At 46.6% G+C, this 14,566-nt stretch carries 12 protein-coding genes and 1 pseudogene; 4 read left to right on the plus strand and 9 right to left on the minus strand.

Annotation, left to right across the window (positions count from 1 at the left end; translation table 11 throughout):
• Positions 1-59 precede the first annotated feature (59 nt).
• The 4 genes from nadD to leuS form a co-directional block, all read right to left on the minus strand.
• A complete protein-coding gene (nadD, locus tag KT99_RS18595) occupies positions 60-695 on the minus strand; it encodes a nicotinate-nucleotide adenylyltransferase (RefSeq protein ID WP_040572214.1) in 636 nt (211 codons plus the stop codon).
• A gap of 7 nt (positions 696-702) precedes the next feature.
• Complete coding sequence (gene holA, locus KT99_RS18600; protein ID WP_005503222.1) at positions 703-1,743, minus strand: DNA polymerase III subunit delta; 1,041 nt, start codon at positions 1,741-1,743, stop codon at positions 703-705.
• Positions 1,744-1,810: 67 nt separating this feature from the next.
• Positions 1,811-2,305, minus strand: coding sequence for an LPS-assembly lipoprotein LptE (locus tag KT99_RS18605; protein ID WP_005503227.1), 495 nt, complete (start codon positions 2,303-2,305; stop codon positions 1,811-1,813).
• Positions 2,306-2,336: 31 nt separating this feature from the next.
• A complete protein-coding gene (leuS, locus tag KT99_RS18610; protein WP_005503229.1) occupies positions 2,337-4,928 on the minus strand; it encodes a leucine--tRNA ligase in 2,592 nt (863 codons plus the stop codon).
• A 119-nt stretch (positions 4,929-5,047) separates the two neighbouring features.
• On the opposite strand from leuS, the gene KT99_RS18615 reads away from it, so the two are divergent.
• The 4 genes and pseudogenes from KT99_RS18615 (at position 5,048) to KT99_RS23095 (ending at position 8,821) form a co-directional block, all read left to right on the plus strand.
• Entirely contained in the window at positions 5,048-5,548 is a 501-nt protein-coding gene (locus tag KT99_RS18615; protein ID WP_005503231.1) for a zinc ribbon-containing protein, read from the plus strand.
• Between the two features lie 473 nt (positions 5,549-6,021).
• Positions 6,022-6,959: pseudogene (locus KT99_RS18620) on the plus strand (IS1595 family transposase).
• A gap of 151 nt (positions 6,960-7,110) precedes the next feature.
• Complete coding sequence (locus KT99_RS23090) at positions 7,111-7,725, plus strand: cache domain-containing protein (RefSeq protein WP_005503253.1); 615 nt, start codon at positions 7,111-7,113, stop codon at positions 7,723-7,725.
• A complete protein-coding gene (locus KT99_RS23095; RefSeq protein ID WP_232504331.1) occupies positions 7,664-8,821 on the plus strand; it encodes a methyl-accepting chemotaxis protein in 1,158 nt (385 codons plus the stop codon). Before KT99_RS23090 ends, KT99_RS23095 begins: the two co-directional genes overlap by 62 nt.
• 152 nt (positions 8,822-8,973) lie before the next feature.
• Here KT99_RS23095 and lnt read toward each other — a convergent pair whose 3' ends face one another.
• The 5 genes from lnt to miaB form a co-directional block, all read right to left on the minus strand.
• Positions 8,974-10,518: an apolipoprotein N-acyltransferase gene (gene lnt / locus KT99_RS18630; protein ID WP_005503257.1), complete on the minus strand. Its 1,545-nt coding sequence runs from the start codon at positions 10,516-10,518 to the stop codon at positions 8,974-8,976.
• A gap of 49 nt (positions 10,519-10,567) precedes the next feature.
• Positions 10,568-11,443: a CNNM family magnesium/cobalt transport protein CorC gene (gene corC / locus KT99_RS18635; RefSeq protein ID WP_005503259.1), complete on the minus strand. Its 876-nt coding sequence runs from the start codon at positions 11,441-11,443 to the stop codon at positions 10,568-10,570.
• Between the two features lie 50 nt (positions 11,444-11,493).
• A complete protein-coding gene (gene ybeY, locus KT99_RS18640) occupies positions 11,494-11,970 on the minus strand; it encodes an rRNA maturation RNase YbeY (RefSeq protein WP_005503261.1) in 477 nt (158 codons plus the stop codon).
• Complete coding sequence (locus KT99_RS18645) at positions 11,960-13,003, minus strand: PhoH family protein (protein ID WP_040572215.1); 1,044 nt, start codon at positions 13,001-13,003, stop codon at positions 11,960-11,962. The genes ybeY and KT99_RS18645 overlap by 11 nt, the downstream gene beginning before the upstream one ends.
• Positions 13,004-13,138: 135 nt before the next feature.
• Positions 13,139-14,545: a tRNA (N6-isopentenyl adenosine(37)-C2)-methylthiotransferase MiaB gene (miaB, locus tag KT99_RS18650; RefSeq protein WP_040572216.1), complete on the minus strand. Its 1,407-nt coding sequence runs from the start codon at positions 14,543-14,545 to the stop codon at positions 13,139-13,141.
• Between the last annotated feature and the right edge of the window lie 21 nt (positions 14,546-14,566).

The raw sequence follows: 14,566 nt of genomic DNA on the forward strand, positions 1-14,566 counted from the left end.
TTATTCCTGAGTTGAGGATGCACTGGGGCAATTAACCTGGGCAAGGGGGAGTTTTAAGATTAAGCTGGTGTTTGGTACAGGTTTTTCTCGGCGATAAATTTGAGTACTTGGCTGGGGACGGCTTCTGTTGGGCTTAAACCAAGTGCCAGTTGCTGTCTAATGTGAGTGGAAGAGTATGCTTGAGGGGTAATATTGACTTGGAAAATCAGGCCCGATTTCTGTGATTTATGTTGATCCATGCGCGTTAATCTTTGTTCATACTCTTTAAATATTGGCATGTCAGAGGTGAGCTGCCAGCCGTTCCGGGTTGAAACAACAAAATGGCACAGGTTAAATAGGGACTGCCACTGGTGCCAAGTGGGTAACGAGACTAAAGAGTCTGTGCCGATCAAGAAAAAAAACTCGTGTGTTGGATATAGCTTATGCAGCTCTTTTAAGGTTGTCAGCAGGTAAGAGGGGCCAGAACGGCGGGCCTCAATATCACACAATTCAAATTCGCTGTATTGTTGGCAAACTAAATCGACCATGGCCAGCCGCTGCTCGGTACTCACGACTGTAGATTTTTTATGAGGAGGGATGTGGTTAGGCATGAGCCAAACACTGTCGAGATTAAGTTGCGACTTGATTTCGAGCACGGGGCGTATATGCCCAAAATGAATAGGGTCAAATGTGCCCCCCAAGATCCCAATCCGCATCGCGAGTTTAGCTCCAGTCATTCAATTGAATATGAGATAAGGCTGCATGGGCTTTAGGATCGAACAGTAAGCTCAAATGACTCACACCAGTCCAATCTTCTATACCTTGCTGTTTTAGCCTTAATTCTATGTCTGAAGCGCTAGCGAGTAAGGCTTCTATCTGGAATAAGGAGAGCCTATTTAAGGCTGCCAGATATAAGGGCTTTCGTTTATCCCAAATGCGTAATTTACCCCAGAGACCTTGCAACGATTTTTGGGCCTCTTGGGCAGATTTCAACTGCAAAAGAATGGCCAGTTCCTTGAAAATACCCCACAAAATAATCGGCATGGCAACGCCTTCGGCTTTTAGCTGGCAGAGAATATGCTGCGCCTTGTCCTGACGGTTATTGAGCATGGCGTCAGTGAGTTGAAACACGCTAAAACGTGATTGGTCTTCAAAATAACGGCTTAGCTCTGGGCTATCTATCTGCTCACTGGGACTCAATAACTGCAGCAGTTGCAGTGATTGGTCAGCTGCGAGTAAATTTCCCTCATAGAGGCTGAACAGCATATCTTTAGCGTCGCGAGTCAAGTTTAGTGCGAAGTGTTGGATCCGACTCTCTAACCAACGCTGAAATTGTGAACCTTCTGGGGTCATACAGGGAACATATATACCTTGGCTATCTAAGGTTTTAAACCATTTACTTTTTGTCTGTTCTGCTGCGAGTTTAGGTCCGGTGAGAATCAATAGCACATCGGGATTGGTCATCTGCATCAGGCTTTGAAATATCGCGCCGCCCTCGGCTCCTGGCTTGGCCTGAGGTAAAGTTAATTCGATCACTCTACGGCTGGAAAATAGGCTCATGGCTTGCCATTGCTCGACTAATTCATTCCAGTTAAATCCAGTTTCCTGGGTCAGTTGGATTTTCTCCTCGAAGCCTTGACTCTTGGCTTGATGATAGATCTGGCTGCGACTGGTTTGGCACAGCCAAGGATCGTCACCGAAGATGAGATAACACTGTTTCAGGGGGGAGAGATTACGCTGGAGTTGATCTGGATAGACCCGCATTAAAATACCTTTAGATGGGGCGAGAGATATGCAGAGGATCGATACAGTAATGATGCTGAAATCAGCATCATTTTACCTCGAGGGAAGCAAGGGTTTGAATCATCTGATCCGCAGCCTGATTACGCATCTCTTTTAGCAAGATCTCCATTTCACGACTCTTGGCTAATGCGGTTCTGGGATCATCGAGATAATCGCGATGAATATCGACGTCGAACTCCTGCGCTTCATCTTGAGGTAAACGTACGGAAAAAGTCACATGGTAAGTTAGCTCATACTCGGCCACATTACCGCTTGGGTAGAGGGAGAGAGTCGTTCTGTCCAATGAGTCATGTAAAATGTGTAAAATTGGGATGTCATCGCTTGCATCGACTAAAGCAATGCTGTGCAGACGTAGACGTTCGCGAACCAGGCGAGTCAGCTCACTGTACTCATCTTGACTCGTTAGGTTTAGGGTCTGTAACTGCTCAGGTATCGAGTAGTTGCCCTGGAGTTTAAAGCCGCAACCGGCACTGAGCATGATACTCAGTGCCGCTATTGCGAAACATATGCGTATAATAAGCATAGGCTAGGCAGTATTTCCTTTTGGTGGGTGCTTAGTTAGCTACTATGTTGAGCAATTTGCTCGGGACATAGATGATTTTTCTAATGGTCTTACCTTCGGTGTGTTTAAGTACACCAGCTTCTGCAAGTCCCTGTTCTTCAACCGCTTCCTTCGTTGCATCGGCTGGAACTGTTATCTTTGCACGAAGCTTACCGTTGACCTGTACTATGATAAGTTTACTGTCTTCCACAAGCGCAGACTCATCGACCTTTGGCCACAATACATCTTCGATGGTCTCTGGATTACCTAACTCATTCCATAGGATGAAACTGATATGAGGAATGATTGGATATAGCAGACGAACTACGGCCGAGAGTGCTTCATTTAATAGAGCTCGATCTTGCTCTGATTCCTGAGGCGCCTTCAGTAATCGGTTCATTAGCTCCATGATAGAGGCGATGGCGGTGTTGAACATCTGACGACGCCCGATATCGTCGGTAACCTTGACGATGGTCTTGTGTAACTCACGACGTAGATCTTTCTGCTTAGCATCGAGAGACTTGATATCAAGCGCAGCAGTCGGCCCTTTAGCGATATGGTCATGAGCCAGTTTCCAAAGACGTTTGATGAAACGATGGGCGCCTTCGACACTTGACTCTTGCCACTCTAAGGTTAACTCAGGTGGCGCCGCAAACATCATAAATAAGCGAACGGTATCGGCACCATACTTATTGACCATCTCTTGAGGGTCTATGCCGTTGTTCTTAGACTTAGACATCTTGCTCATGCCAGTATAGACGAGTTCGTTGCCATCCTTGTCTATGGCTTTAAGGATACGCCCCTTATCGTCAGTCTCCTGAACGGTTACATCCGACGGTGCAACCCAGACGCGAGCACCTCTGTCATTGTTATAGTAGAAGGCATCGGCCAACACCATGCCTTGAGTGAGCAGGCGTTTTGCGGGCTCGTCACAATCGACTAAGCCGATATCTCTGAGTAATTTGTGGAAGAAGCGGAAGTAAAGCAAGTGCATACACGCATGCTCGATGCCGCCAATATACTGATCTACGGGTAACCAGTAGTTAGCCTTAGCCGGATCTAACATCTGATCTGCATGTGGGCTACAGTAGCGAGCATAGTACCAAGATGACTCCATAAAGGTGTCGAAGGTATCAGTCTCTTTGAAGGCTTCCTCACCTTTATATGTGGTCTTGGCCCATTCTTTGTCAGCCTTGATTGGGCTCTGTATTCCATCCATGACCACATCTTCCGGTAAAATTACCGGCAGTTGATCTTCAGGTGTCGCTACCACAGTGCCATCGGCCAGTGTCATCATAGGGATAGGAGCACCCCAATAACGTTGACGAGATACGCCCCAGTCACGCAGACGGAAATTAACTTGACGTTTACCTTTGCCTTCAGCCATTAATCGAGCGTCGATGGCATCGAACGCGCCCTGGAAATCCAGGCCGTCAAGCTCGGGGAAAGCGTCTCCAGAATTAAACACTATGCCTTTGCCTGTGTAGGCAACTTCGCTGATATCGAGTTCGCTATCGCTTGGCTTGATGACGCCTTCTATGGCTAAGCCGTATTTAATGGCAAATTCATAATCACGTTGATCATGAGCCGGTACCGACATGACTGCGCCAGTGCCGTAATTCATCAATACGAAGTTAGCTGCCCAGATTGGCACTTGCTTACCCGTCAAAGGATGAGTGGCGTAAAGGCCTGTAGCAACACCTTTCTTCTCCATGGCGGCCATGGCGGCCTCCGTGGTGTCGGCGTTCTTACACTCTTCGATAAATGCGGCAAGCTGGGGATTATCGGCTGCAGCCTGCTCGGCGAGAGGGTGGCCCGCCGCGATAGCAACATAGGTCACACCCATAACTGTATCGGGACGCGTGGTATAGATATCGAAGCTTTCTTCGCTATCGACAACCTTGAAGGTCATCTCTATGCCTTCGCTGCGGCCTATCCAGTTACGCTGCATGGTCTTGACCTGCTCAGGCCACTCGTCGAGCTGGTCGAGATCCGTTAGCAGCTCATCGGCATATTCGGTGATCTTGATAAACCACTGCGGGATCTCTTTCTGTTCGACTACTGTGTCACAGCGCCAGCAACAGCCATCGATAACCTGCTCGTTAGCCAGCACTGTTTCGTCATTAGGACACCAGTTAACCGATGAGGTCTTCTTATAGACCATGCCTTTTTCAAATAGTTTAGTGAAGAACCATTGTTCCCAACGGTAGTATTCGGGGGTGCAAGTGGCGATTTCACGGCTCCAGTCGTAACCGAATCCCAGCATCTTCAGCTGGTTCTTCATGTAGTCGATATTTTCGTAAGTCCAAGGTGCTGGAGCCGTATTATTCTTGATTGCCGCATTTTCAGCAGGCAGGCCAAATGAGTCCCAGCCGATAGGCTGTAATACATTTTTTCCCTGTAATCGCTGGTAACGGGCGATTACGTCACCTATTGTGTAGTTACGTACATGACCCATGTGCAGCCGGCCAGAAGGATAAGGGAACATGGCGAGACAGTAAAACTTCTCTTTGTTCTCATCTTCGGTGACTTCAAATGTTTTATTGTCTTGCCAGTGCTGCTGCACTTTAGCTTCAATTTCTGAAGGTTTATATTGCTCTTGCATCAATATTTCCCGGCCATGGGGCCTATTATTTGATCTTGCGCACTTTATACGCGAGTTAGAACTGCATAGAATAAACTAGAAGTGAGTTATTAAAAAGGTTCGGATGAGGAGTATTTAACATGAGTAAGAGAAGTGCTGAGCTGCTATCGCTTTATGAGGCACTGTTAAAGCAAGTGAAGTCTGATTATTCAGAAGATAACTCTATAACTATAAAAGAGTTATTTCATATTGTGACTAATAGTAAAGATTTTATTTCTATCAAAGACCGAGCTAAGGATGTTGAGCTGGCATTAGTTGAACAATTTTTAAAACGTGACATAGCTAATTTCTTACATGAAAAAAATGATTTAGATCTGAGTCATAGTCCGACAATGATCACAGTAGAGAATACATTATGGCATTGGTTGAGCTGTATCACAGACAGAAGTCAGATCGAGTGGCATGAAGTCTTGCAGGATTTTAAACATCAAGGCCATTATCGAAGTGGTGAAATCGTCAATCAGGGCAATATGGTATGTACTCACTGCGGCCATGAGATGATAATCGAATTTCCCGGGGTTATTCCTAATTGTCCTAAATGTGATAGTAGTGATTTTACCCGTGAGGCTTTGCCACCTTAAGCAAGGCTGAATTTAGTCAGACCATAGATTAATCGACGAGCAGTTGACTATTTCTGCTCGCTTAAGCATGTGTTAGCTTTGACCCTTATCTACTCAGGTAATTGGATCATTAGGATGCCAATTTCAGGCTGGGTGTCATACTTGGTCATAGTGACATTATGAAATTTCGTTGGCCGTTCATCTAGACATTGATTGGCTGCAATAACTGAAAATAAACACATCATTCACAATCGTTCACATATTTTCATCCCTTTTAATGTGAAATATCTGTTAATTTTTCACAGATTACTCTACAAAGGTAGTGGGCTGTGAAAATGAAGCTGTGATCATGGAACTTACTTAAGGTCTTCATGTTATTCCAGCAAGAAATCTACTTTTTCGAAACCACTAGTAGTACTTGTGAGGACCTGATTACCCACTATCGTCAGCCATTGTTATACTGTAAGTAATCCCAGTTGTGTTTGAGGTGCAAAATGGCCAAAAACAAAGTGCAGTTCCAAAAAGGGTATAGCTTAATTGAGCTATTTAAAAACTACGGCTCAGAAGAACAATGCTCCGCCGCCTTGTTCAACTGGAAGTGGCCACATGGCTTTCAATGCCCGGATTGTGGGTCTTCAAAATACTGCTCGTTAAAAAGCAGAAAACTTTATCAATGCAATCATTGTCACCACCAAACTTCTCTGACCAGCAATACGATTTTTGCCAGTACTAAACTTCCATTGCAAACGTGGTTTATTGCCATCTATCTAATAACACAATCAAAGACTGGTTTATCAGCATTAGCGTTAAAAAGGCAAATTGGCGTTTCGTACAACCCTGCCTGGAAAGTAAAGCAAAAAATCATGCAGGTCATGAAGGAACGTGATGATACTAAGCCACTGTCCAGCTCGATGATGTGTATTGGGGTGGCGAACAGCATGGAGGTAAACCGGGAAGAGATTCCAGCAACAAAACACCTTTCGTAGTAGCCATATCGTTGACCGATGATGGCCAGCCATTACACATGAATATGAATGTTGTGAATGGTTTTAAGACCCAAGAAATAAAGAACTGGGCAGATATGCATCTATCAGATGGGTGCACTGTAGTATCGGACGGATTGGCGTGTTTTCGAGCAGTGACACAGTCCCACTGTGCTCACGTTAGTCTTGTTACTGGAGGAGGGGCGAGTTGTGTAGAGATTGAAGCTTTTCGTTGGGTCAATACAATGATAGGTAATGTTAAAATATCCTTGCACGGTGCTTACCACTCGATTAGCGCCGAGCATCTACCGCGATATCTTGGCGAGTTTTGTTATCGGTTCAATCGGCGTTTTAATCTAACTGAATTATTGCCACGATTTATGAGTGTGGCAGTTAGAACGCCACCTATGCCATATAGACTGTTAAAGATGGCTGAGCCTCATGGGTAATCAGGTGTGAGGATGTATATGAAATTTGTGCATAAAATAGTTATTTCTGCGAGTCTCATCTTGATATTGTCACTGGCATGTTTATCCGGTTATCAATATTTTCAGGTGAAGCAACAAATTAACCGTCAGCGTTGACGAACTGGCCAGTTCCATGAGTCATAATATTGAAGCTGTCATGGCAGAAAAGAAGAGCATTACCGAATATGCAGCCTCTTTGCTGGGAACCGAGCTATCCGATAAACATTTTCTTGAGGTGCTGGATCAGCCGGTAATCAAACAGCATTTTATCTTAGCGGGTATGGGCTTGGAGAACGGACATTTCGTCGGCAATGATCCTAGCTGGAATCCTGGATCGAGTTATGATCCCAGGCAACGCAGCTGGTATCAGGAGGTGAAAAAACAGGGGGGCTTCGTGTTTACGGCTCCGTATGCCGATGCTTCTAGTGGGGCGGTATTAGTCTCTGCCGCCATGCCCTTGTCTGAAAATGGTGAGTTTAAGGGAGCATTATTCACTGATATCAGTCTCAAGAGTCTGGCTGATATCAGTAACCGCGCCAATTTCTTCGGCGCTGGATACGCATTCATTGTCGGTAAGCAAGGTGAGTTTATTGCGTATCCAGATTCGAGTAAAAATGGTCGTCCAATGAGCCAGATTTTTGGTAGCCAGCTTGATGTGTCAGTCGCGAGTTCACAACTGGATATCGATGGCAAGATGCACTCGCTCATCTTCAGGCCTGGATTGGAGCCTGGGAATTGTGCTGGATGAGGGGGTGATGTTTGCCGCCGCCGACGAACTCCGTCGTGATGCTATCTTGTATTCACTGCTGGCATTGGTTTTGGCCATTCTTCTTATGAGTGGCATCATACGCCAATTGATGAAGCCTCTGGACACATTGAATGAGGCCATGAGAGATGTGTCTACCGGCGAAGGGGATCTGACGCGTAGGCTAAGCACAGACTCCGATGTTGAGTTCGCGACTCTGGCCGGTAACTTCAACAATTTTGTGACCAAGCTGCAAGATTTGATTCAACAGGTTAAGTCGATTGGTATCGAAGTTAGCCAAGGTACTCAAGCGACTGCCAGAGGAGCCAGTGAAGCTTTTGAAGCTATGGGGCAGCAGACCCAAGAGGTAGAACAGCTTGCCACGGCTATGCATGAGATGTCGGTAACGGCTGCAGATGTCGCCAATAACGCACAGAGTGCGGCCTATGCAGTCCAGCAAGCCGATAATGCGGTAAGCGAAGGGGTTGCTGCCGTAGTGCAAACCACTGAGTCAATCGAGCAGTTATCAGCTCAGATAGATGATGCAGCCAATGCGGTAAAAGAGCTTGAAGCCGATACTGTGAGTATCGAGTCTATCTTAGGTGTGATTGCGATTGCCGGTCAAACTAATCTGTTAGCACTCAATGCGGCAATAGAAGCTGCGAGGGCGGGAGAGTCGGGTAGAGGCTTTGCGGTTGTCGCCGATGAGGTGCGTACTTTGGCTGTGCGAACTCAACAGTCGACTTCAGAAATTAAAGAGAAAATAGAAAAATTACAGATTGGTGTAGCTACTGTCGTGAGTGTGATGGACGATAGTCGACAGACAACTGTGACTACTGTCGAGAAAGCACAGGTGGCGAATGAAACCTTAGTTAAGATCCGCAGTAGCATCGAAGAAATCACCGACATGAATCTGCAAATAGCCAGTGCTGCCGAAGAGCAGAGCCAAGTTGCCGAAGAGATGAATCGCAATACAGCTAATATTCGGGAGCTGTCGATGCAGGTCGCTAATAATTCGGAGCAAGCCAATGAGGCGATGAGCAAACAACTGGAACAAGTTAAGAGGCAGGAGCAGTTGTTGAATCAATTTATCGTCTAGATATTGGTTAATAATAGGCTGGCTAGTACCGATAAAAACACCCGCACTTAGCGGGTTTTTTTATCGGTGGGATTCGCATTTTCTGTTAACTTTTGCCATATCACTCAAAATTACTAGACCTCATAAAGTGCCTAGTGCGACTTGATCCAATATCAGCTAGCTGAAAGCCAGCGTTGACGGAGAATCGCCAGTCCCAGTAACAGAGCCGATAAGATTAATATCGGTGACTGGCCCCATTTAGAGAACCAGGTTTGACCCTTCACCAAAGGGATATCAGCGACCAGCACCCCAGTCTCGAATTGAGGTAACTTGTGGGTGATATTACCCAGCTCATCGACAAAGGCGGTGACACCATTGTTGGTCGATCTTACTAACGGCCTGCCAAGTTCGATTGAGCGCATCTGAGCTATTTCCATGTGTTGCAGCGGTCCATTGGAGCTGCCGAACCAGGCATCATTAGACACGGTCAGTAGAAGTTCTGTTGCCTCATTGACGTTGGCTCTTAACTGTTCAGGAAAGGCTATCTCATAGCAGATTGCTGGTGCTATCTGATGACCCAGTGCGTTGAGATTTGGCTGTTGATACGCACCTCGGCTAAACGAAGACATGGGTAAGTTAAAAAGTGGTGCCAGAGGCCTTAGCAGTGACTCTAAGGGGACGAATTCTCCAATCGGTAATAAGTGATGTTTCTTAAATTCGTTGCTACCACCTTCTATATAGTCTGCTTGGCTCTGGTATTTATCATTGTGGTTGCCGAGCACGATCAGCGAATTGTAGAAGCTGTCTTGCCGGTGGCTAATGATACCGGTGATGATGGCACTGTTGTTGAGATTAGCGACCTTACTGGCATTATCGAGAAATTCTGACACCATATATTCCGGGGCGGGGATGGCGGCCTCGGGCCAAATGATGATATCGGCATCTAGCAGTGGACGAGAAAGATCCATGTACTTTCTCATGGTAGGCCAGAGCGTTTCGGGCTGCCATTTCATACTTTGGGGAATATTTCCTTGTACCAGAGCCACCTTGACTGTTTCGCCATTGGGTTCGACGCTAGATAGCATGGGAGACAGATAAGTCGCTAATCCCAGTAAGGGGAAAATAATAACAGCCGGGCGCCAACGTTTTTGCAAACACAGGGCCAATACGCCGGCAATTAATGCCAATACAAAGCTTAAGCCGAGTGCGCCTATGACGCTGGCGAGTACTTTTATCGGTCCTTCGGTCTGGGAGTAGCCAGCCCAGAGCCAAGGGAAACCAGTCAACACCCAGCCCCTTAGCCATTCGGTTAAGGTCCATAACGCAGGAAACAAGATGATATTTCTCATTATGGATGTAGTGGGTGATAATTTTTGCAGCAGATAACCCGTCAATGCCGGATAGAGGGCAAGATACAAGGCGAGCAGCGCCATCAAGGCCATGGAAGCGATCAGTGGGATACCGCCATAGGTGGACATGCTGACATGGATCCAACTAATGCCGACAGAGAAACAGCCAAAGCCGAAGCTCAGCCAGTATGTTAATCCGGCTCGCGGTGATAAGCCGCTACTCTGATGCAGTGCGAAAACGGTAGCGATGAGATAAATTGGCCATAGGCCATAGGGGGCAAAAGCGAGTGCCGTGCTGGCACCGGCAAGATATGCCAGTACCAGACGTATTTTTTCATGATGGGCAAATGCCCGAAGTTTATTCAGCATTTAAGCCTCATCATATAAAACGACCGTGTTTGAGCCGACAGCGCTGGTGCTAGGCTATCTTCTCTGCGGCATCAGGATCGGGGAGTTTGACTCTTAGCTGCAGTAATCTGCGTGTATCGGCGCTGATGACCGTAAACTCTATGTCATCTATGACGACCTTCTCATTACGTTCCGGCAGATGGCCAAACGCATGTGAGACCATCCCGCCAACGGTATCAAATTCTTCGTCACTAAATCGAGTCTTAAATTCATCATTGAAGTCTTCAATCGGAGTCAAAGCCTTGATCATATAGACTTGCTTACCCACCTTGCGGATCTCGGTATCTTCGGCTGAGTCGTGGTCGAATTCGTCTTCGATTTCACCCACTATCTCTTCTAGAATATCTTCGATGGTGACCAGACCCGATACTCCACCGTATTCATCGACCACTATGGCCATATGATAACGTTGGGAACGGAACTCTTTGAGGAGTACATCGACACGTTTACTTTCGGGAACAACGACGGCGGGGCGAATAACCTGGCCGAGGGTGAACGGCTCATCGTTGTTTTTAAAACCGTATTTGAGTAGATCTTTTGCCAGCAAGATGCCTTCGATATGATCTTTATCTTCATTTACGACGGGGAAACGTGAATGTGCCGAGCTAATAACCGTAGAGAGTAGCTCTTCTACTGTATCATCGATCTGCAGTGCGACTATCTGAGCTCTGGGTATCATGATGTCCCGAACTCTCAGATCTGAGACTTCTAATACACCTTTGATCATTTCGCGTGTGTCTTCTGAGATGACCTCACGTTGCTCTGCATCGTGTATGACATCAACAAGATCATCGCGGCTCTGGGGCTCGCCCTGAAATAACTGACTTACTTTTTCAAACCAGCCCTTCTTCTGGGCGTTGGTACTCGGGGGGATATCGTCACTCATAGTGTTTTCCTAGCCTGAAATCCTATCGAATTGATGGGTAAACAGACCAATTATTGCTCCTTATACGGATTGTTAAAACCTAAACTTTCAATTAGTTGAGTCTCTAATGACTCCATTTCTTCAGCTTCGGCATCTTGGATATGATCATACCCTAGCAGATGCAGACAACCATGTACAACCATGTGGGCCCAGTGGGATTGTAAGCTTTTGTTTTGTTGTTTAGCCTCGAATTCTACCACCGGAGCACAGATAATGAGATCGCCTAAGAGAGGGATATCAATCTCGGGCGGTGCCTCGAAAGGAAAAGAGAGCACATTGGTTGGCTTATCTTTTCCTCTATAGCTGCTATTGAGCGTTTGACTCTCAGCTTCGTCGACTATTCTAATGGTTAACTCGGCTTGATTCATGGTATCTCTGAGTGCAATACGAACCCAAAGTTCAAAATCTTCCTGAGATGGAAGCCTCTCATTATCGGTGGCGACTTGCAGATCGAGATCTAACTCGAGATTGTTATGATTAAGACTCATCTAGCGTCGTTTCCTGAAGTTTATATTGACTGTCACGTTTTGCCTTAGCTTGTTGAACTTTCTGCTCATGGTCTTCGTATGCTTCGACTATTCGTGCTACGACTGGGTGACGAACCACATCTTTGGCCTGGAAGAAGTTGAAACTAATTTCCTCAACCTTACTGAGAACCTCGATAGCGTGGCGCAGACCCGATATCTGACTCTTGGGCAGATCGATCTGCGTGATGTCGCCTGTGATAACCGCTCGTGAGTTGAATCCGATACGGGTTAAGAACATCTTCATCTGCTCTAAGGTGGTATTTTGGCTCTCATCTAAGATGATGAAGGCATCATTTAGGGTTCGACCACGCATATAGGCGAGTGGAGCGACTTCAATGATATTTTTTTCTATCAGGCGTTCGACCTTCTCGAATCCCATCATTTCGAATAGGGCGTCATAGAGAGGCCGTAAGTAAGGATCGACCTTTTGGCTTAGATCCCCGGGTAAGAAACCTAATTTTTCACCAGCTTCGACAGCGGGGCGAGTAAGTAGAATACGACGCACTTCTTGACGTTCCAGGGCATCCACAGCTGCCGCTACCGCCAGATAGGTCTTACCTGTACCTGCGGGGCCGACACCGAAGGTGATATCGTGGCTCATTATGTTGGCGACATAGTCACTCTGATTCGGATTACGCGGTTTGATCACGCCACGCTTGGTCTTGATGTAGAGGGCTTTATCATCCCGAGGTATTTCGGCCTCCAGAGCCACTGCTTCTTGTATTGCCAGATGCACAGTATCGGGTTCAAGATCCTGTGTCTTGCCTCTTATGGCTTGAGTCTCGACATAGAGCGTTTTGAGTAAGTTGCTGATGGTTAGACAGTTTCTCGCTTGACCAGCAATCTGGAAGTGATTGTTTCTATAGATTATTTCAACGCCGATCCGGCGTTCGAGTTGCTTAATATTGTCATCGAAAGGCCCACATAATGATGCCAGTCTGTGGGTATCGGAAGGCTCAAGATAGAGGTTAAGCGTGGTTAACTTGTTAGACAATAATAGCTCCAATTGGCAAAAATCAGGGTGTCACTATAGTTTCATTTTACGAGCACAGAACCAGAAATGCTAATGGTATTTCAGCGGATAAAAAAGGCGGCAATGAAGCCGCCTTAGTGGTGTATCTTGTTTTGCTTAAGGTGTGTACTGTGTCACGCCTAATTCATCGTCTTTCTTATGTTGCAAAACAATATCGGAAGGCCTTAATGAGCGGCGTAGATCCATTTCGTCTTCACCGCGGACAAAGGTACCACGCAATGAGTTTGCGTAAACATCGACAATTTCGACATCAACGAAGCTGCCTATGTGTTTAGGATCGGCCGAGAAGTTAACCACACGACTGGTTTCGGTGCGGCCCCTAAGTTCCATAGGGTTTTTCACCGAAGGGCCTTCGACCAAGATGCGCTGAACTGTGCCCAACATCTGACGGCTGTAACGCATCGCCTGCTGAGTGATACGCTCTTGCAAGATGGCCAAGCGCTCTTTCTTCTCTGCCAGAGTGACATCGTCTGGTAGGTCTGCTGCGGGTGTGCCAGGGCGTGCACTATAGATAAAACTGAAACTATGATCGAACGCGACATCTTCAATCAACTTCATGGTGTCGGCGAAATCTTGCTTAGATTCACCTGGGAAGCCAATGATGAAGTCTGAGCTGATCTGAATATCAGGACGCGCCTTACGTAGACGACGAATGATCGACTTATATTCGATAGCCATATGACCACGTTTCATCTGAGTCAGAATGTGATCTGAACCGGATTGTACCGGTAGGTGCACGAAGCTAACCAGTTCCGGGGTATCTTCATAGACATCTATGATGTCTTGAGAGAATTCGATTGGATGGCTGGTGGTAAATCTAACCCTGTCGATACCGTCGATAGCGGCGATATAACGCAGCAGTTCGGCAAAGGTACAGATGTCATCATCATGGGTCGCGCCGCGAAATGCATTCACATTCTGACCCAGTAGATTGACTTCACGAACACCTTGCTCGGCAAGCTGAGCGACTTCAAGGATAACGTCGTCCACGGGACGGCTCACCTCTTCGCCACGTGTGTATGGTACCACGCAGAAAGAGCAATATTTACTACAGCCTTCCATTATCGAAACGAAAGCCGTCGGACCATCGGCTCTAGGCTCTGGTAGTCGATCGAACTTCTCGATCTCAGGGAAGCTGATATCGATAACCGCCTTACCGCCTTGCTTGACCTGATCGATCATCTCTGGCAGACGATGCAGGGTTTGTGGGCCAAAGATGATGTCGACGCATTGAGCACGCTCCTTGATCATCTTGCCTTCTTGAGAGGCAACGCAGCCACCGACACCTATTATGAGATTCGGGTTTTTATCTTTTAACTTCTTCCAGCGTCCAAGTTGATGGAACACTTTTTCCTGAGCTTTCTCACGAATAGAGCAGGTGTTTAGTAACAGCACATCGGCTTCTGCAGCGTCGTCTGTCAGGGTGTAGCCCTTATATTCGTCCATCAGATCGGCCATCTTGGATGAGTCATACTCATTCATTTGACAGCCCCAGGTTTTGATATGGAGTTCTGCTCATCAGTT

Source organism: Shewanella benthica KT99 (genome assembly GCF_000172075.1).
Classification (GTDB): domain Bacteria; phylum Pseudomonadota; class Gammaproteobacteria; order Enterobacterales; family Shewanellaceae; genus Shewanella; species Shewanella benthica_A.